The sequence below is a fragment of the Nocardioides ginsengisoli genome (assembly GCF_039537225.1).
GTDB lineage: Bacteria > Actinomycetota > Actinomycetes > Propionibacteriales > Nocardioidaceae > Nocardioides > Nocardioides ginsengisoli.
On record NZ_BAABAC010000009.1, the window covers coordinates 1 to 18,234 of the forward strand.

16 protein-coding genes are annotated in these 18,234 nt (G+C 72.9%); 8 read left to right on the forward strand and 8 right to left on the reverse strand.

Annotated features, from left to right (window positions below; all coding sequences use genetic code 11):
* Nucleotides 1-209: hypothetical protein (locus AB4880_RS05615; RefSeq protein ID WP_437440492.1), on the reverse strand; the 209-nt coding region annotated here is incomplete at its 3' end.
* 139 nt (nucleotides 210-348) lie between these two features.
* On the opposite strand from AB4880_RS05615, the gene AB4880_RS05620 reads away from it, so the two are divergent.
* The gene (locus AB4880_RS05620; protein WP_367918228.1) at nucleotides 349-1,017 is read left to right on the forward strand and encodes a thymidine kinase; all 669 of its coding nucleotides are present in this window, start codon (nucleotides 349-351) and stop codon (nucleotides 1,015-1,017) included.
* 132 nt (nucleotides 1,018-1,149) lie between these two features.
* On the opposite strand, the gene AB4880_RS05625 is transcribed toward AB4880_RS05620, so the two are convergent.
* From AB4880_RS05625 to AB4880_RS05650, 6 genes are all read right to left on the reverse strand, one after another.
* A complete protein-coding gene (locus AB4880_RS05625; RefSeq protein ID WP_367918229.1) occupies nucleotides 1,150-1,893 on the reverse strand; it encodes a hypothetical protein in 744 nt (247 codons plus the stop codon).
* A gap of 119 nt (nucleotides 1,894-2,012) precedes the next feature.
* The gene (locus tag AB4880_RS05630; RefSeq protein WP_367918230.1) at nucleotides 2,013-2,762 is read right to left on the reverse strand and encodes a hypothetical protein; all 750 of its coding nucleotides are present in this window, start codon (nucleotides 2,760-2,762) and stop codon (nucleotides 2,013-2,015) included.
* 76 nt (nucleotides 2,763-2,838) lie between these two features.
* On the reverse strand, nucleotides 2,839-3,972 hold the full coding sequence (locus AB4880_RS05635) for an alkaline phosphatase family protein (protein WP_367918231.1): 1,134 nt from the start codon (nucleotides 3,970-3,972) through the stop codon (nucleotides 2,839-2,841).
* A gap of 5 nt (nucleotides 3,973-3,977) precedes the next feature.
* On the reverse strand, nucleotides 3,978-4,565 hold the full coding sequence (locus AB4880_RS05640; protein ID WP_367918232.1) for a DUF5998 family protein: 588 nt from the start codon (nucleotides 4,563-4,565) through the stop codon (nucleotides 3,978-3,980).
* 30 nt (nucleotides 4,566-4,595) lie between these two features.
* The gene (locus AB4880_RS05645) at nucleotides 4,596-7,319 is read right to left on the reverse strand and encodes a bifunctional acetate--CoA ligase family protein/GNAT family N-acetyltransferase (protein ID WP_367918233.1); all 2,724 of its coding nucleotides are present in this window, start codon (nucleotides 7,317-7,319) and stop codon (nucleotides 4,596-4,598) included.
* 32 nt (nucleotides 7,320-7,351) lie between these two features.
* Nucleotides 7,352-7,930: a dihydrofolate reductase family protein gene (locus AB4880_RS05650; protein WP_367918234.1), complete on the reverse strand. Its 579-nt coding sequence runs from the start codon at nucleotides 7,928-7,930 to the stop codon at nucleotides 7,352-7,354.
* A 60-nt stretch (nucleotides 7,931-7,990) separates the two neighbouring features.
* Here AB4880_RS05650 and AB4880_RS05655 point away from each other — a divergent pair, with 60 nt between their 5' ends.
* The 4 genes from AB4880_RS05655 to AB4880_RS05670 are packed head-to-tail and all read left to right on the forward strand — an operon-like array spanning nucleotide 7,991 to nucleotide 13,460.
* Nucleotides 7,991-10,501, forward strand: a complete 2,511-nt coding sequence (locus tag AB4880_RS05655; RefSeq protein ID WP_367918235.1) for a DNA gyrase/topoisomerase IV subunit A — start codon at nucleotides 7,991-7,993, stop codon at nucleotides 10,499-10,501.
* A gap of 4 nt (nucleotides 10,502-10,505) precedes the next feature.
* Nucleotides 10,506-11,222 carry an LppX_LprAFG lipoprotein gene (locus AB4880_RS05660; RefSeq protein ID WP_367918236.1) on the forward strand — a complete coding sequence of 239 codons (717 nt, stop codon included), beginning with the start codon at nucleotides 10,506-10,508 and terminating at the stop codon, nucleotides 11,220-11,222.
* A 10-nt stretch (nucleotides 11,223-11,232) separates the two neighbouring features.
* Nucleotides 11,233-12,954 carry an MFS transporter gene (locus AB4880_RS05665; RefSeq protein ID WP_367918237.1) on the forward strand — a complete coding sequence of 574 codons (1,722 nt, stop codon included), beginning with the start codon at nucleotides 11,233-11,235 and terminating at the stop codon, nucleotides 12,952-12,954.
* An 11-nt stretch (nucleotides 12,955-12,965) separates the two neighbouring features.
* Entirely contained in the window at nucleotides 12,966-13,460 is a 495-nt protein-coding gene (locus tag AB4880_RS05670; protein ID WP_367918238.1) for a beta-class carbonic anhydrase, read from the forward strand.
* Here the strand turns inward: AB4880_RS05670 and AB4880_RS05675 are convergent.
* Nucleotides 13,444-13,830 carry a hypothetical protein gene (locus AB4880_RS05675; protein ID WP_367918239.1) on the reverse strand — a complete coding sequence of 129 codons (387 nt, stop codon included), beginning with the start codon at nucleotides 13,828-13,830 and terminating at the stop codon, nucleotides 13,444-13,446. The two genes, AB4880_RS05670 and AB4880_RS05675, sit on opposite strands and share 17 nt — an antisense overlap.
* Before the next feature lie 65 nt (nucleotides 13,831-13,895).
* Here AB4880_RS05675 and helR point away from each other — a divergent pair, with 65 nt between their 5' ends.
* The 3 genes from helR to AB4880_RS05690 are packed head-to-tail and all read left to right on the forward strand — an operon-like array spanning nucleotide 13,896 to nucleotide 18,219.
* Nucleotides 13,896-16,082, forward strand: coding sequence for an RNA polymerase recycling motor ATPase HelR (gene helR / locus AB4880_RS05680; protein ID WP_367918240.1), 2,187 nt, complete (start codon nucleotides 13,896-13,898; stop codon nucleotides 16,080-16,082).
* Between the two features lie 50 nt (nucleotides 16,083-16,132).
* On the forward strand, nucleotides 16,133-16,819 hold the full coding sequence (locus AB4880_RS05685) for a response regulator transcription factor (protein WP_367918355.1): 687 nt from the start codon (nucleotides 16,133-16,135) through the stop codon (nucleotides 16,817-16,819).
* Nucleotides 16,816-18,219 (forward strand): HAMP domain-containing sensor histidine kinase, encoded by a 1,404-nt coding sequence (locus AB4880_RS05690; protein ID WP_367918241.1) that lies wholly within the window; start codon nucleotides 16,816-16,818, stop codon nucleotides 18,217-18,219. Before AB4880_RS05685 ends, AB4880_RS05690 begins: the two co-directional genes overlap by 4 nt.
* Nucleotides 18,220-18,234 lie beyond the last annotated feature (15 nt).

Here is an 18,234-nt window from a genome sequence, read left to right on the forward strand (position 1 = left end):
GGCGCCGGGACCGCCGGCGGCGCGGGCGTCACGACCGGCGCGGGCGGAGCCGGCGGCGCGGCCGGCGGTACGCCAGTCGACGCGGAGCGCGGCTCGGTCCGACCGCGGGTCAGGATCCCCGTCGTCGCGAGGACGACGGCGATCACGGCGAGCAGTACGGCGATGACGGTGGTACGGCGCGCGGCGCGCCGTACGAGTGATGTGGACACCCCCAATGTCCCCACCTCCCATTCTCGGAGGCCCTCAGTCTTGTCCCCACCTTGGGTATGCGCAGGGGATTACGAAGAACTTCACCAAGGTTGGCTACGCGCCCGGCGGTCTCCGGCGGGGCGATGAGAGGATGCGCGGGTGGCCGAGCTGATCTTCCGTACCGGGACGATGGACACCGGGAAGTCGACCCTGGCCCTCCAGACCGACCACAACCACGCCGCCCGCGGGCGCGTCGGCCGGCTGTTCACCTCCCACGACCGGGCCGGCGTCGCCGTCGTCTCGTCGCGGCTCGGTCTGAGCGCCACCGCGCAGGAGGTCGACGACGCCTTCGACTTCTGGGCGTACACCGTCGGCGCGCTCACCCAGGGCGCGCGGATCGACTACCTGATCTGCGACGAGGCGCAGTTCTACACCGCCGAGCAGATCGACCAGCTCGCGAAGATCGTCGACGAGCTGCAGATCGACGTCTTCTGCTTCGGGATCCTCACCGACTTCAGGACCCGCCTCTTCCCCGGCTCCGCACGTCTCGTCGAGCTCGCCGACCGGACCGAGGTGCTGCAGGTCGAGGCGCTGTGCTGGTGCGGCAAGCGCGCCACCCACAACGCCCGCACCGAGAACGGCGTCATGGTCACCGAGGGCGAGGTGATCGTGGTCGGCGACGTCGACGACGAGATGCACGTCCCGCCGGTCGACGACGACGTCGACGTGGCCTACGAGGTCCTCTGCCGCCAGCACCACCGCCGCGGCATGACCGCCGCCCGCGCCCGCGCCGTCAGCCTCTCCCCCGAGCCGCTGCCGTTCTCCTGACGCCCGCACCGGCGCGACGGATCGCGCGGCCGGGGGTGCTCCCGTCTCACCCGGCAGATCTGCTCCGAAATCGTCGGTTCTACAGCAGTTCTGCCGGGTGGGACGAGGGACCCGGAACGTCGGGGACGGAGGTCAGCAGTGGCTGTAGGCCCGGACGACCTTGGCCTTGCCGCCGCCCTTGAGCCGGACGATCGCCTTGATCGACGTGGCCGACTTCGGGATGCCCTTGAGCTTGATCGTCTGGCCAGGGCGCAGGTGGCGTGCGGCGGCGACCTTCTTGCCGCCGGCCCGGAAGACGACCGACCGCACCTTGCGGGCCTTGCCGGTGGCCTTGACGACGGCCTTGTGGCTGCCGCAGGAGATCTGGTAGGGCAGCGTCACGTAGCGCTTGCCCTTGCCGACCGCGACCGCGTTGGCCGTGCCGGGCTGCTGTACGTCGAGGGTCCAGCTCGTGGCGCCGCCGAAGGCGATGATGCGGACCGCCACGTGGTCGCCCTTCGCGAGCACGACATTGCTCACGTCGACGAAGCCGGCCGCGACGTCCGCGGGCTCGTGCGGGCCGTAGTCGGCACGGATGCAGGTGCCGTTGCGGTAGATGTAGAAGGCGTAGTTCGACGCGGGCGCCGCAACCGGCCGCAGCACGAAGGTGCGCGGTCCGGAAGACTGGGAGACGTAGTCGACCTCGCTGTACGGCACCGTGGCGTTGCCGGTGGTGCCGCAGGTCTCGCCCGGACCGGGCTCGTGGAAGCTCCCGACCGGATCGGACGGGGAGATCGTGCCGGCGAAGTGCTCGTCGGCGTGGGCCGCGGGAACGGCCATGGCAAGAGGGGCGATGACGGCAGCGCCGAACGCTGCGATGAACCGAGAAGTGCGCATGCGGCCGACGCTAGGACCGGCATCTCAGGCCCCACGGCCATATGCCCAGACCTGTCCGCAGCCGACTAGACCACCCGGTGCGACGCGGCTCGGCCGCACCGGGCGTGGGCCGTCGGACGTCAGCAGTGGCTGTAGGGACGGACGACCGTGGCCTTGCCGCCGCCCTTGAGCCGGACGACGGCCTTGATCGAGGTCGCCGCCGCCGGGATGCCCTTCAACCTGATCTTCTGCCTCGGGCGCAGGCCGTGCGCGGCGCCGACCTTCGTGCCACCCGCCTTGAAGACGACCGACTTCACCGTCCGGGCGTTCTTGGTGGCCTTCGCGACGGCCCGGTGCGTGCCGCACGACACCTGGTAGGGCAACGTCACGTAGCGCTTCGCCTTGCCGGAGGCGGCGGCGTCGGCCGTGCCCGGCTGCAGGACGTCGACGCGCCACGACGCCCAGGAGCTCTGCGCGCCGACCTTGACGGTCACCCGGTCGCCGACCGCGAACACCACGTTGTCGACGTCGACGATGCCGGCCGCGTTCTCACTCGCGTTGTCGGGGAGGAAGTCGGCGGCGACACACGTCCCGTTGCGGTAGACCCAGATCGTGACCAGGTCATGGCCGCCGCCGATGTCGCGGGTCACGAACCGGCGCGGTCCGTTGGACTGGGACACGAAGGAGACCGTGTCGTGGAGGTTCCGGAGACCCGAGCCGCTCGGCGGGAGACAGCGATCACCGGCGCCGTCGATCTCGGGAAGAGCACTGGCGGTGTCCGACGCGGACGAGGCGCCGGTGAAGTGCTGGTCGGCGTGGGCCGCCGGAACGGCCAGGGCGAGGGGGGTGAGGGCGGCAGCGCCGGCCACCGCGAGAGTCCGAGAACGCATGCCGCGACGCTACACGCCGCGCCCGCGGCGTCGGCTCACGCCGCCGGGATCCCGTTCGCCACTGGGCGGACCTTCTCTAGTCGACCAGGACCGGGATCAGCATCTCGTCGGGCGTGAGCGAGCCGTGCATGCCGATCAGCCGCGACTCATACGGGAAGCCGTCGGTCGAGAGCACCGCGAACTCGCCGCGGCAGGCCACCACGACGTCGCCGATCCGCGGCAGCACCGACGGGTCGACCGGGCCGAACCAGCCGCGGGCGATCGCGTCGGCCCGGGTCAGGACGTCGGCGCGCTCGCCGAGCGTCTCGGTCCAGGTCGCGACCACGTCGGGCACGGCGCCGCCGGCGCAGTAGAGGTGGCGGAAGCGGGCCTCGCCGCCGACCAAGGCCACCCCCGAGCGCAGCTCGTCGTGGGCGGAGACGTCGATCCGGCTCTCGGCGGAGACGTCGACCATGCCGTGGTCGGCGATGATGACCAGCCGCCGGTCGGCGGGCAGCGCCTCACGCAGCTGCTCGGCCTCGTGGTCGATCATCGCGAGCTGCTGCAGCCACTGGCTGGAGGCGACGCCCCAGCGGTGGCCCGTCCAGTCGAGGTCGCCGTCGTAGACGTAGGTGAGCGCCGGCTGGCGCGGGGCGGGCGTCGAGGCGGCGATGACGGCGGCGATCCGCTCGCCCACCCGGTCGACGCCGACGTAGTCGGCGCCGCGGTGGGCGGCGACGGTCAGCCCGCTGCCGTTGAACTCCCGCTTGTTGACCACGCTCACCCGCACCCCGGCGGCCTGCAGCGACGCGAACGCCGTCTGGTGCGGCTGCCACTGGGTCGGCTCGACGTCGTGGTCCCACACCAGCGCGTTGAGCAGGTCGCTGGTGCCGGGGATGCGAGTGGTGAAGCCGACCAGCCCGTGCGCGCCCGGGGTGAGCCCGGTGCCGAGCGAGGTCAGGGACGTCGACGTCGTCGACGGCACCCCGGCCGTGGCCGGCTCGGAGGCGACCAGCAGCGAGGAGAGGTACGGCGCCGCGTGGGCGTAGCGCTCCAGCAGCCGGGCGCCGAGCCCGTCGATCAGGAACACGACGTACGACGACGCGTCGGGCAGCACCAGCCCGGTCGGCGCCGGGCCGAGCGGGCTGCCGAGCGCGTGCGCGGCGGCGGGCACGATGTCGCCGAGCGAGCGGACGCCATAGGCCGGCTCGCAGAATGCAGCGACCTCCACCCGGGTCATCCTCGGGTGAGCGCCGACAGCGACGCGGCGAAGGAGAGGAGGCCACCGACCGCGTCGGTGCCGTCGGCGGCAGCGGAGACGCGCAGCGAGAAGTCGTCGGACGACATGGTGCCGGTGTAGCCGTGGTCGGCCTCGCACTGCGGGTCGTTGCAGCCCGCGGGCTCGAGGTCGAGGCGGTTGACCGCGCCCCAGCCGATGGTCAGCACGGCCTCGGCGGGCGGGCGCGGGCCGGCGGTCGGGTTGGTCGTCATCCGGGTCACCACGACGGAGGCGACCGAGCGCAGGCTGACCGCCTCGGTGGACGTCGACGTGTAGGGCTCGGGGAGCAGGTCGTCGCCCGCGTGCTCGTCGGTGTGCGCCAGGATCAGCCGGCTCGGCGTCAGCACGATCACCGTCTGGTGGCGGCGTACCTCGTCGCGCTCGAAGGTCGGCTCGTGGTGCACGTAGTAGGACACCACCTCCTCGCCGCCGAGCGCGTCGGTCACCGCGTCGGCGACGACCTCGGGGTAGTAGCCGGTGCGGTTGATCGCGGCCTGGAGCTCGGCGAGCCGGTCCCCTTCGTGAGAGCGGGCGCGTGTGGGCATGCGCGAATCCTCCCACGCCCGTCCGACGGATCAGTCAGGGATGGTGGTGATCAGGTCCGGCATCCGGCGCACCAGGGAGTCGGGGCGCGGGTCCTTCACCGCCGCGACCCGCCCCGAGGCGGTCAGCACGGTCGCGGCGTCGACGCCGGCCATGACCAGCGACAGCTCGAGCGAGCTGACCTGCGGGAGGTCGTTCTGGAGCTCCGCGACCCGGGCGATCAGGTCCTCGACGGCCGCCACGTCGACCGGGTCGGCGCCGCGGTAGCCGAACAGCAGCGGCGAGCTGCGCACCTCGCGCACCATCGCCGACACCTCGTGCTTGCCGAGCGGCGGGATCCGGTAGGCGAGGTCGCCGAGCAGGTCGATGATCGGCCCGGACACGCCGAAGGAGACGACCGGCCCGAAGAGCGGGTCCTCGAACGAGCGGACGGCGATCGGGACGCCGGGAGGCGCATTGCGCTGGACGACGAACTGCCCGACCGCGGGGTCGATCAGCCCGCTGACCGTGCTCCACGCCTCGCGCATGTCGTCGGCGTCCTTGATGTGACGCCACACGTGTGCCTGGCCGGGCCGCTCGCGCACCGACGCCAGCGTCGACTTGAGCACGACCTCCCAGCCGAGCTGGTCGCCGGCCGCGATCGCGGTGTCGATGTCGGCGACCGGCAGCGACGGCCACAGCTCGATGCCGTAGGCCCGCAGCAGGGTGGCCAGCTGGGCCTGGTCGAGCTCGACCTCGCGGTCGGCGGCGGCGACCTCGGGGTCGGCGAGGATCCGCTGCACCAGCCGGGTCGCGGCGCGGCCGTCGACCTCGCCCGGGTCGGCGGACGGGCCGTCGGGGGTGCGCAGCCACACGGCGTACTCGACGACGCGGGCGAGCGCGCGCACCGCCGCCTCCACCGCCGGGTACGACGGCACCGAGCCGCGACCCGCCGAGGAGCCGGCGACGTCGGGCACGCGCAGCAGCTCGGGGATGCCCTCCGCACCGAGGAAGGACGACACCAGCGGCTTGTCGGACTGCTCCCCCACGGCCGCCAGCACGTTGGCGACCTCCTCGCCGGAGATGTCGAGCGGCGGGATGTAGACGGCGATCACGGAGTCGACGTCGGGATCGTCGATGGCATCGTCCAGGGCGTCCTCGAAGTCCTCGGCGGTGGCGTCGGCGCCGAGGGCGACGGACCGGTTGACGACCAGCCCGACCGCGGACGCCGCGTCGGCGGCGAGCAGGCCGAGCGCGTCGGAGTTGCCGACGATGGCGACCCGGCGACCGCGCGGCAGTGGCTGGTGCGCGAGCAGCTGGGCGACGTCGAACATGTCGTCGAGGGTGTCGACCTGGATCACGCCGGCCTGGCGGAACATCGCGTCGACGGCGGCCTGGGGCGCGCCGATGCGCCGTACGGTGTGGCCCATCGGGACACCCTGCGTGGTGCGGCCCGACCGGACCGCCACGATCGGCTTGCGGTGGGAGACCCGGCGCGCGATGCGGGAGAACTTGCGCGGGTTACCGATCGACTCGAGGTACATCATGACGACCTCGGTCGAGTCGTCCTCCTCCCAGTACTGGAGGAGGTCGTTGCCGGAGACGTCGGCACGGTTGCCCGCACTGACGAAGGTCGAGATGCCGAGACCCCGGTTCTTGACCTTCTCGAGGATCGCCGAGCCGAGCGCGCCGGACTGGCAGAAGAAGCCGGCACGGCCGCGGGCCGGCATGACCGACGACAGCGACGCGTTGACCTGCACCCGCGGATCGGTGTTGATCGCGCCGAGGCAGTTGGGGCCGATCAGGCGCAGGCCGTAGGACCGGCACAGCCCGGCCAGGTGGCGCTGCCGCTTGCGGCCCTCCTCGCCGGTCTCGGCGAAGCCGGAGGAGATGACGATGAGGCCGTGGACGCCCTTGTTGGCGCAGTCGAGGACGACGTCGGTCACCGCGTCGGCCGGGACGGCGACGATCGCGACGTCGACGTCATCGGGGATCTCGTTGACGTTCTTGTAGGCCGGCATGCCCGAGACCGCCGGGGCGCTCGGGTTGACGACGTAGACCCGCCCGGTGAAGTCGGCCGTCACCAGGTTGCGCACCAGCACCTGGCCGATCGTGTCCTGGCGGCGGCTGGCGCCGATGATGGCGACCGAGCGCGGGTGGAAGAAGCGGTGGATCGACGCGGCCTCGGCGGCGTGCTCGCGGTCGCGCATCACGCCGATCGCGGTGTCGGTCGGGTCGATCGAGAACTCCAGCGTGATCACGCCGTCGTGGTAGCCGCTGGCGACCCGGTAGCCCGCGTCGCGGAAGGTCTGGATCATCCGGCTGTTGTCGGGCAGCACCTCGGCGGTGAACCGCTCGACGCCGCGCTCGCGGCCGGCCTGGGCGAGGTGCTCGAGCAGCAGCTGCGCGATGCCGCGGCCCTGGTGCTCGTCCTCGACGAGGAAGGCGACCTCGGCCTCGTTGTCGGCGACCACGTCGTAGCGGCCGACGGCGATCATCCGCTCCTGCAGGATGAGCACCAGCGCCACCCGGTCGCGGTGGTCGACGTGGGTGAAGCGCCGGACGTCGCGGTCGGAGAGCACCGGCATCGGCGAGAAGAAGCGGTAGTACTTCGACTCGTCGGAGACGCGTGCGTAGAACTCGACCATGAGGTCGGCGTCCTCCGGCCGGATCGGCCGGATGTGCGCCGTACGACCGTCGCGGAGCAGGACGTCGCCCTCCCAGTGCGCAGGCGGCGCCTCGATCTCGTCCGTGGGGGTCGGGTCGCCGGGGCTCACGGGGAGAAATCTATCCGGCGGGGCCAGGCGCGTCAGCGCCGCACGCGGTACTTGAGGTGCAGGACCCGGTCCCCCTCGATCACGACCTCAGGGTCCTCGAGCAGGTGCTGCCCGTCGACCGACCCGAAGTAGCGCCGCCCGGAGCCGAAGACCACCGGGACGACGTCGATCGCCACCACGTCGACCAGCCCGGCCTCGAGCGCGCTCCCGCCCATCTCGCCGGCGCAGATCGCGACCACGCCGTCGCCCGCCAGGCGCTTGGCCTCGGCGACCGCGACGGTCACGTCGTCGAAGAAGGGGACGTCGGCCTCCGGGTGCCAGCCCTCCGGCTTGGGCCGGTGCGAGACCACGAAGAGGTGCTCCCCCGCGGGCGGGCTCGCCTCCCAGCCGTTGGTCTGGTCGAAGAGCCGGCGCCCCTGGATGATCACCCGGATGCTCTCCCACATCGGCCGCACGTAGTCGTGGGAGGCCTTCGACACGCCGAAGGGGCCGTGGTCGGAGAGCGGCAGGTCGCCGTTGAAGTACCAGTCGAAGAGAGGCCCCACCTCGTCGTTCTCGTCGGCGATGAACCCGTCGAGGGAGGCCACTGCGTGCATCATCACTGTCGCCATGGCAGGTCTGACCCGACCACCTCCACGGATTCATCGGACCCACCGGGAAGAATGCCCCCCATGGCACGGCGTACGAAGCAGGAACCCCTCCCCGAGGACTTCGAGGAGCACATCCTCGACACCGACATCCGCGACGAGATGCAGTCGTCGTTCCTGGAGTACGCCTACTCCGTCATCTACTCCCGGGCGCTGCCCGACGCGCGCGACGGGCTCAAGCCGGTGCAGCGCCGCATCCTCTACACGATGAACGACATGGGCCTGCGCCCCGACCGCGGTCACTCCAAGTGCGCGCGCATCGTCGGTGAGGTCATGGGTCGGCTGCACCCCCACGGCGACGGCGCGATCTACGACGCCCTGGTGCGCACCGCCCAGCCCTGGGCGCTGCGGCTGCCGATGGTCGACGGCCACGGCAACTTCGGCTCCCCCGGCGGCGAGGACCCGCCGGCCGCCATGCGTTACACCGAGGCCCGGATGGCGCCCCCGGCCGTGGCGATGACCGAGTCGATCAACGAGGACACTGTCGACTTCAAGCCCAACTACGACTCGCGCGAGTACGAGCCCACCGTGCTCCCCTCCGCGATCCCCAACCTGGTCGTCAACGGCACCACCGGCATCGCGGTCGGCATGGCGACCAATATGGCGCCGCACAACCTGGTCGAGGTGGTCCAGGCGCTGCGCCACCTGATCGTGCACCCCCACACCGACGTCGAGGGGCTGATGCGGTTCATCCCCGGCCCCGACCTGCCGACCGGCGGCAAGATCGTCGGCCTCGACGGCATCCGCGACGCCTACGAGACCGGCCGCGGCATCTTCAAGATGCGCGCCACCGCCCGCATCGAGAACGTCGGCCGCCGCAAGGGCATCGTCGTCACCGAGCTGCCCTACAACATCGGCACCGAGAAGATCGTCGAGCGGATCAAGGTCCTGGTCCAGTCGAAGAAGCTGCAGGGCATCTCCGACATCAAGGACCTCACCGACCGCGAGAACGGCCTGCGCCTGGTCATCGAGGTCAAGAACGGCTTCGTCCCCGAGGCGCTGCTCGAGCAGCTCTACAAGCTCACCCCGCTCGAGGACTCCTTCGGCATCAACAACGTCGCGCTCGTCGACGGCCAGCCGCGCACGCTCGGCCTCAAGCAGCTGCTCGAGGTCTTCCTCCAGCACCGCTACGACGTCGTCCGCCGCCGCTCGCAGTTCCGCCGCAACAAGGCGGCCGACCGGCTCCACCTGGTCGACGGACTGCTCCTCGCGCTGCTCGACATCGACGAGGTCATCCAGGTCATCCGCACCAGCGACAACGCCGCCGCCGCCAAGGAGCGGCTGATGAGCGTCTTCGAGCTGTCCGAGGTCCAGGCCGAGTACATCCTCGAGATGCAGCTGCGCCGGCTCACCCGCTTCTCCCGTCTCGAGCTGGAGAAGGAGCAGGACGAGCTGCGCAAGACCATCGAGGAGCTCGACGCCATCCTCGCCGACGAGGGCCTGCTCAAGAAGGTCGTCTCCAACGAGCTCGGCGAGATCGCCAAGACGTTCGGCACGCCGCGCCGCACGGTCCTGCTCGAGTCGGCCGGCTCGACCGCCGTCGCCGCCGCGGCCGCGCCGCTCGAGGTCGCCGACGACCCGTGCTTCGCGCTGCTGTCCGCGACCGGCCTGCTGGCCCGCACCACCAACGCCGACGAGATCGGCACGGGCGGCGGGCGCGCCAACCACGACGTCGTCCTCTCGGCGGTGCGCACGACGGCCCGCTCCGACGTCGGCGTGGTGACCTCGGCCGGGCGGCTGCTCCGGCTCGCGGTCCTCGACCTGCCCGCCATCCCGCCGTCCGCCAACGAGCCCAACCTGCAGGGCGGCCTGCCGCTCAGCGAGGTCCTCGAGCTGGCCACCGGCGAGCGGGCGCTCGCGCTCACCACGCTCACCACCGAGGGCCCCGGCCTCGCGCTCGGCACCCGCCAGGGCGTCGTCAAGCGGGTCAACCCCGAGGTGCTCAGCAAGGACGAGTGGGAGGTCATCTCGCTCAAGGACGGCGACGAGCTCGTCGGCGCGGTCCAGTTGACCACCGGCGCCGAGGAGCTCTGCTTCGTCACCTCCGACGCCCAGCTGCTCCACTACGGCGCCGACGGCGTCCGTCCGCAGGGTCGCTCGGGCGGCGGCATGGCCGGCGTCCGGGTCGCCGACGGCGAGCGGGTCGTCTGGTTCGGCGTCCTCGACCTCAACGCGGCGGGCGGCGTCGTCCTGGTGACGGCGTCCGGCTCGAGCACCGCCCTGCCCGGCACCGAGCCCGGCTCGGTCAAGGTGACCGACTTCTGGGAATACCCCGCCAAGGGCCGCGCCACCGGCGGCGTCCGCTGCCACCGCTTCCTCAAGGGCGAGGACACCCTGGTCTTCGCCTGGGCCGGCCCGGCGCCCGCCCGGGCCTGCGCCGCGAGCGGCGCCCCGGTCGACCTGCCCGAGGCCAACGGACGCCGCGACGGCTCGGGCGTCCCGGCCAGCCAGCCGATCGCCGCGGCAGCCGGTCCGCTCGCCACGCTCCTGACCGGGGATGCTCCCTCGGAGCCTCCCGCCGATATGCCAGGGTGAGCGCATGACGACCTCGACCCGTGTGGCCGCCGGCATCCTGACCGCCCTCGTCGCCGTCGGCGGCCTGTCCGCCTGCTCCGGCGACAAGGGCGGCAGCGAGACGCCGTCGTGGTCCACCGCGGGCGCGAAGGCCAAGGACCTGCTCGACTCGACCTCGGGCGTCGAGGTCTCGCTGTCGACCGCCGACGACCCGGGCGTCGACTACCTCTCGGCGGCGAGCGGCACGATCATCGCCGATCCGCCGGCCTTCGAGGGCAAGGTCAACGGCAAGGTCGCCGGCTTCTCGGTGTCCGACGTCCCGGTGATCTCGGTCGGCGGCACGCTGTGGATCAACCATGTCGCGCTCGGCGGCTGGAGCGACCGCTTCCAGCCCGACCAGCTCTGCGCGCCCGACCCGGCCAAGCTGCTCGACCCGTCGACCGGCGTCTCCTCGGTGCTCACCAGCAGCACCGGCGTCAAGGCCGGCTCGTCCGAGCGCGGCGGCAAGGACAACAAGGAGATCTTCCACACCTACTCCGGCACCGCCACCGGCGACGCCATCCGGAAGATCCTGCCGTGTGCCGAGGGCGACGCCTTCAAGGCGACCTACCGCATCGACGACAAGGGCTACCTGCGCACCGCGCGGCTCAGCGGCACCTTCTTCCCCGACTCCGACCCGGTGACCTACACGATCGACCTCACCCAGTACGACGTCACGAAGACCATCACCGCACCCCGATGAGCCGCGCGCGATGAGCACGGCCCAACGCCTGCTGCTGACCCTGTGCTCGGTGGCCGTCGCCTTCGCGGCGGTCGACACCTATGTCGTCGTCCTGGCGCTGCCGGACATGATGGCCGGCGCCGGGATCCCGGTCGAGGAGCTGCAGCGCGCGGCTCCGATCGTCTCGGGCTTCCTGCTCGGCTATGTCGCGATGCTGCCGCTGATCGGACGGATCGCCGACCTGCGCGGACAGGTGCCCGTGCTCACCATGTCGCTGGTGGTGTTCGCCGTCGGCTCGCTGGTCACCGCGCTGTCGTACGACCTGCCGAGCATGGTCGCCGGCCGGTTCCTGCAGGGCGTCGGCGGCGGCGGGCTGGTGCCCGCCACCATGTCCCTCGTCGCCGCCCTCTACCCGGTCGAGCGGCGCGGGCTGCCGCTCGGACTGGTCTCCGCCGTCCAGGAGTTCGGCAGCGTGCTCGGGCCGCTGTTCGGCGCGGCGGTGCTCTCGTTCACCAGCTGGCGCGGGATCTTCGCGATCAACCTGGCCGGTGGCGCGCTCCTCGCCGTCGCGGTCGTCGCGACCACCCGTGGCGCCTCGTCGACGCCGGACGTCCCGCGCCGCCGCGTGCCCGACCTGGTCGGCCTGGTGCTGCTCGCGGTGACCCTGGCCGCCGGCTTCGTCACCTTCGTCCAGCCCGGCAGCCTGCAGCGCGACCTCACCTGGGGCCAGCTCTTCATCCCGTACGTCGACGGCGGCAGCCGGTGGTTCACCCCCGTCGGCCTGGCCGCGATCGCCGCCTTCGCGATCTTGGTGCTGTGGTGCTGGTTCGGCCGCTGGCTCGGCGGTCCGCCGCTGGTCGACCTGCGCGGCTGGCTCGGCCACCTGCTCGCCGCCGACCTGCTCGGCGCGGGCCTGCTCGCGGTGGCGCTGGGCGGGATCGTGCTCGCGTTCGCGACGGCCGACCCGGCGGTGGCGGTGTTCTCGCCGCAGGGGCCGTGGTTCCTGCTCGGCTCGGCGCTCGCCGTCGTCCTGCTGGTCCTGCACCTGCGTCGCGCCGACGCCCCGATCGTCCCGCGCGGCGCGCTGCGGCCGACGCCGGCCTGGGGCGCGCTGGTGGTCAGCTTCCTGGTCGGCTGGGCGCTGATCGCGGCGCTCGTCGACATCCCGCTCTTCGCCCGGACGACGACCCAGCGCGAGTCGCAGCTCGGCGCCGCCCTGATCCTGCTCCGCTTCCTGGCCGCCCTGCCGATCGGTGCCGTCGTCGGCGGCTGGCTGCTGCGCCGGGTCAACGCCGGCGTCCTCACCGCTGCCGGGATGGCCGCCGCGGGCGCCGGCTTCCTCGCGATGAGCAACTGGGGCGCCCACAGCCTCGACGGCTTCGCCTCCACCATCCCGCTGGTCGTCGGCGGCCTCGGCTTCGGCCTGGCCCTCGCCCCGGTCAACGCCGCGATCCTCGCCACCACCGACGACGACGCCCACGGCCTGGCCAGCGCGCTGGTCGTCGTGGCGCGGATGGTCGGCATGCTGGTCGGCATCTCCGCGCTGACCACGATCGGCCTCCGCCACCTCTACGACGCCCAGGCCGCCGACCCCTCGCTCAGCATCACCGAGCTCGGCATCGTCCAGGAGCAGTCGGTCTTCCAGGGCGCGGCCGTCGCCGCCTTCGCGGCCGCCGTCCTCGCTGTGATCGTGCTCTCGCGGGCGCGTACTCGCGACGTGGACACCTCCGAGGCCCTGCGCGCCGGCGGCTAATGTTGGCCACTATGGGCGACTTCGATGACCTGCTGAAGGCCAACCGCGACTACGCGGAGACGTTCGACCAGGGTGGCTTCGACGGCAAGGCCCATGCGGGCGTCGCCATCGTCACCTGCATGGACTCCCGCATCGACCCGCTGCGCATGCTCGGCCTCGACTACGGCGACGCCAAGATCTTCCGCAACCCGGGCGGCCGGGTGACCGAGGCCGCGCTCGAGGCGCTGGTCCTGGGCACGCACCTGCTCAACGTCGACCGGATCCTGGTCATCCCGCACACCCGCTGCGCGATGGCGTCGAACACCGAGGCCGAGATCCACGACAAGATCGGCGCCGCCGTCGGCCACGACGTGACCTGGCACCCCTTCCACGTGATCACCGACCAGAAGCGCTCACTCGCCGACGACGTCCGCAAGGTCCGCTCGCACCCGCTCATCCCCGAGTCGGTGAAGATCGGCGGGTTCATCTACGACGTCGACTCCGGGCTGCTCACCCAGGAGGTCTGAGCAGCTCCCGGAGCGAGTGGTCCACCAGCGCTCCGGGCAGCTCACCGAGCCGGGCGCCGAGCGTCCCGAGGTCGCCGATCGAGGTGATCTGGGCGACGACGGCGCCCGTCGTCGTCATCGGGTCGGATCCGAGCGGCACGTCCATCAGCAGCGGGCAGTCGACGGCGCCGCCGTCCGGCTCGGGCGGCAGCGCGGGGAGCCAGCAGCCGACCTCGAGGCGCAGCGACGCGCTCCGGCCGACGCCGTCGACCATCGGGTCGACGTACCAGAACAGGTCGCCGACGGCGATCCGCAGGTGGCCGCGACGTGCCTTGGCGCCGTGAGACTTGAGCGCTTTGACGACGGCGGCGCGATCGGCGCTCGTCTCCACTCTCAACGTATAGCGGCGATGGGGGCTTGCCGCAAGGCCCCCGTCCACGGGGAGAATCACCCGCCGTGACGCCTCGGACGCCCTCTGCCCCCACCTCCGCCTTCGCTCTCCCCACCCGCCTCGCCGCCAAGTCCGACCCCACCCTGATCGCCCGCGACGAGGCGCACTTCGCCGCCGTCGCGGCGAGCATCGAGCACTCCGTCGCCGACCTCACCGACCGTCTCGACGAGGCCCGCCGCGCCCCCGGCGGCAGCGGCACCGAGGCCCTCGAGCGCGACCAGGAGGTGCACCGGCTCAGCGCCCGGCTGCGGACCCTGCGCCGCTACGGCTGGGATCTCTGCCTAGGCCGGATGGTCACCGACGCCGACGAGCCCGTGTACGTCGGCCGCCTCGGCCTCACCGACCCCGACGGCCGCCGGCTGCTCGTCGACTGGCGCTCCCCCGCCGCCGAGCCCTTCTTCGCCGCGACCCTCGCCCACCCGCTGGGCCTGGTCAGCCGCCGCCGCTACCGCTGGACCAACGGGCGGATCACCGACTACTGGGACGAGGCGTTCACGACCGAGGGCCTCGAGGGCCTCGAGGGCAATGCCGCGCTCGACGACGACTCCGCCTTCATCGCCAGCCTCGGCACCAGCCGCTCGCCGCGGATGCGCGACGTCCTCGGCACCATCCAGTCCGACCAGGACGCCATCATCCGCGCCGGCTCGCGCGGCACCCTCGTCGTCGACGGCGGCCCTGGAACCGGCAAGACGGTCGTGGCGCTGCACCGCTCGGCGTACCTGCTGTACGCCGACCCGCGCCTGGGCCGCACCGGTCACCGCCGCGGCGGCGTCCTCTTCGTCGGCCCGCACCGCCCCTACCTCGCCTATGTGTCCGACGTGCTGCCGAGCCTGGGTGAGGACGGCGTCCAGACCTGCACGCTCGCCGACCTGGTGCCCGAGGGTGGGACCGCCGTGCCCGAGGAGCCGGCGGTCGCGGCGCTGAAGTCGTCCGCAGCACTGGTGGGCGCGATCGAGCAGGCGGTCGCCTTCTACGAGGAGCCGCCGGCCTCAGGGCTGTCCGTCGAGACGCCGTGGGCCGACGTCCGGGTGAGCACCGCCGACTGGGCCGAGGCGTTCGGCGCCCCCGAGCCCGGCACGCCCCACAACGAGGCGCGCGACCAGGTGTGGGACGCCTTGCTCGACATCCTGGTCGACAAGCTCGCCGGGTCGGACGCCGAGGACGCGCCCGAGGCACAGGTCCGGGCGGCGCTGCGCCGCGCACCGGCGCTGGTCGACGCGCTCGGGGGCGCCTGGCCGCTGCTGGAGCACACCGACGTGGTCGCGGACCTGTGGGCGGTACCGGCGTACCTGCGGATGTGCGCGCCGTGGCTGACCGACGCCGAGCGGGCCGCCCTGCGGCGCCCGGAGGGCTCGCCCTGGACGACCGCCGACCTGCCGCTCCTCGACGCCGCCCGCCAGCGGCTCGGCGACCCGGACGCCGCCCGGCGCCGGCGGCGCCAGGAGGCGCAGCGGGTGGCCGACCGCGAGGAGATGGACGCCGTCGTCGACCACCTGATCGCGAGCGACGACTCCGACCTGATGATCATGTCGATGCTGCGCGGCGAGGACCTCCGCGGCGCGCTGGACGACCCGTCCGCCGTACCGGAGGCGGACCCGGACCTGCTCGCCGGCCCGTTCGCCCACGTCGTCGTCGACGAGGCACAGGAGCTGACTGACGCGGAGTGGCAGATGCTCCTCGCCCGCTGCCCGTCCCGCTCGTTCACCGTCGTCGGCGACCGCGCGCAGGCCCGCCACGGGTTCACCGAGTCGTGGACCGAGCGGCTCGCCCGCGCCGGCCTCGACCGCGTCACCCTCGCGTCGCTGACCGTGAACTACCGCACCCCCGAGGAGGTCATGCTCAAGGCCGAGCCCGTCATCCGCGCCGCCCTCCCCGACGCCAACGTCCCCACCTCGATCCGCCGCTCCGGCATCCCCGTGCACCACGGCTCGGTCGGCGACCTCGACGCGATCGTCGACGCGTGGCTCGCCGAGCACCCCGACGGCGAGGGGGTGGCGTGCGTCATCGGCGCGCCGTCGTACGTCCCTGCGTCGGCGCGGGTGCGCTCGCTGTCGCCGGAGCTGGTGAAGGGGCTGGAGTTCGACCTCGTCGTGCTGGTGGAGCCCGACGCGTTCGGCGAGGGGATCACCGGCGCGGTCGACCGGTACGTCGCGATGACGCGCGCCACCGGACGTCTGGTGATCCTCGTCTGACCCCGAGGTACGACGTCCGCTGCGGGCGGGGTCCTACGCTCGTGCTCGTGATGCGGGTGCTGCTGGTCGAGGACGACGAGGCGATCCGCCGCGGGCTCGCCCGCGGCCTGACCGAGCAGGGGGCGTCCGTGACGGCGGTCGGGACCGCGGTCGAGGCGATGAAGGCGATGGCCGCCGAGCGCCCCGACGCCGTCATGCTCGACCTCGGGCTGCCCGACCTCGACGGCGCCGACGTGCTCGCGCTGATCCGGGCCCAGGGCGACCTGCCCGTCGTGGTGGCGACGGCGCGCGACGACGACCGCGAGATCGTCCGCCTCCTCAACGCCGGCGCCGACGACTACCTCGTCAAGCCCTTCTCCGCCGCGCAGGCGATGGCGCGGATCCGCGCCGTGCTGCGACGGACCGCGCCCAGCGCCCCGGAGAGCCAGCAGGTGGTCGTCGGCGACCTGGTCATCGATCCGGTCGCCCGAACCGCCGAGCTCGAGCAACGCCCCCTGGACCTCAACCGCAAGGAGTTCGACCTGCTGCTGGCCCTGGCCGCCCGGGCGGGCGAGGTGGTGTCCAAGCGGCAGCTGCTGGCCGAGGTTTGGCAGCAGCCGTGGGGCGGCGCGGACCGGACCGTGGACGTCCACCTGTCGTGGCTGCGCCGCAAGCTCGGCGAGACGGCCGCCGCGCCGCGCTATCTCCACAGCGTGCGCGGGGTCGGCGTCAAGCTCGTGGCTCCGGAGCCGTCGTGAGCCTGCGCCTGCGGATCGTCTCGCTGACCCTCGCCGCGGCGCTCGCCGTACCGCTGCTCTTCGCGGTGCCGCTCACGCTCCTGGTCGAGCGCTCGGCCGCCCAGGATCTCGAGCAGTCGGCCATCGCGGCGGCCCGCGGCGTCGCCGACTACGTCTCGGCGTCCGGGGCCGACGGCAGCGAGGTCAAGGCGTACGTCGCCCGCATCAACGACCGCAAGGACGAGACGCCGGTCGCGGTCATCGCCCCGGACGGCACCCGGTACGGCGCCGACCTCCCCGGCGCCGAGGCGAGTTCCCCGACGGGCCCGCCCTCCGACCCCGACGCCGACGGCGACCGCGACGGCCCCTTTCTCCGCCAGTCCCCCGTCGACGTCCTCGACGTCGCGGGTGGGCGGCTGATCCGCCTCCAGGTGCGGACCGCGGGCGGTCCGACGACGGTCCTCGCCTACGCGAGCGACGCCGACGTGCGCTCGACGACCGCGGGCCGGCTGTGGCCGCTCGCCGTCGCGGCCCTGGCGCTCGTCGTCCTGGTCGGCGCCGCGGCCGAGCTGGTGTCGCGGCGTCTGGTCCGCGATCTCGACCGCACGGCCGACCTCGCCGACACGATTGCGGCGGGCGACTCCGTCACCCGCGTCCCGGAGACGGGGCCGCCCGAGGTACGACGGGTCGCCCACGCCCTGAACGGGCTGGCGGGGCGGATCGACGAGCTGCTGGCGGCCGAGCGCGAGACGGTCGCGGACCTGTCGCACCGGCTGCGGACCCCACTGACGGCCCTCCGCCTCGACGTCGACTCGCTCCCGCCCGGGGACCGTCGCGCCGAGCTCGAGGCGCACGTCGACAACCTCGAGCGGACGCTGACCGCGGTGATCCACCTCGCGCGCCGGGTCGGGCGCGAAGGCCCCCGGGCCGGCTGCTGGCCGGCGCCCGTGGTCACGGCGTCGGCGGAGTACTGGCAGCCGCTCATCGAGGACCAGGGCCGGCCCGTCGAGGTGACCATCGACCCCGGCCTGCCCGAGGTGCACTGCTCGGCCGAGGACCTGCGCGCCGCGATCGACGCGCTCATCGAGAACGCCATCGCCCACACGCCGGACTGCACGGCGGTCGCGATCCGCGCCCACCTCGCGGCCGGCGACCGGCCCATGGTCCTCATCGATGTCTGCGATCACGGCCTCGGCTTCCACGAGGACGCGGTCCACCGCGGGCGCAGCGACCGCGGGTCGACCGGCCTCGGCCTCGACATCGCCCGGCGCTGTGCCCGCGCCTCCGGGGGCGAGCTGACCGTGCTGCGCGAGCCGCTCGACCCGGTGTCGGCGCCGGACGATCCGGCGTGGACGATCGTGCGACTGCGGCTCGGGCTCGCGAGCGCGCGACCGGCACAGAGGACCCACAGCCGGATTTGATCTGGATTTGAGTCT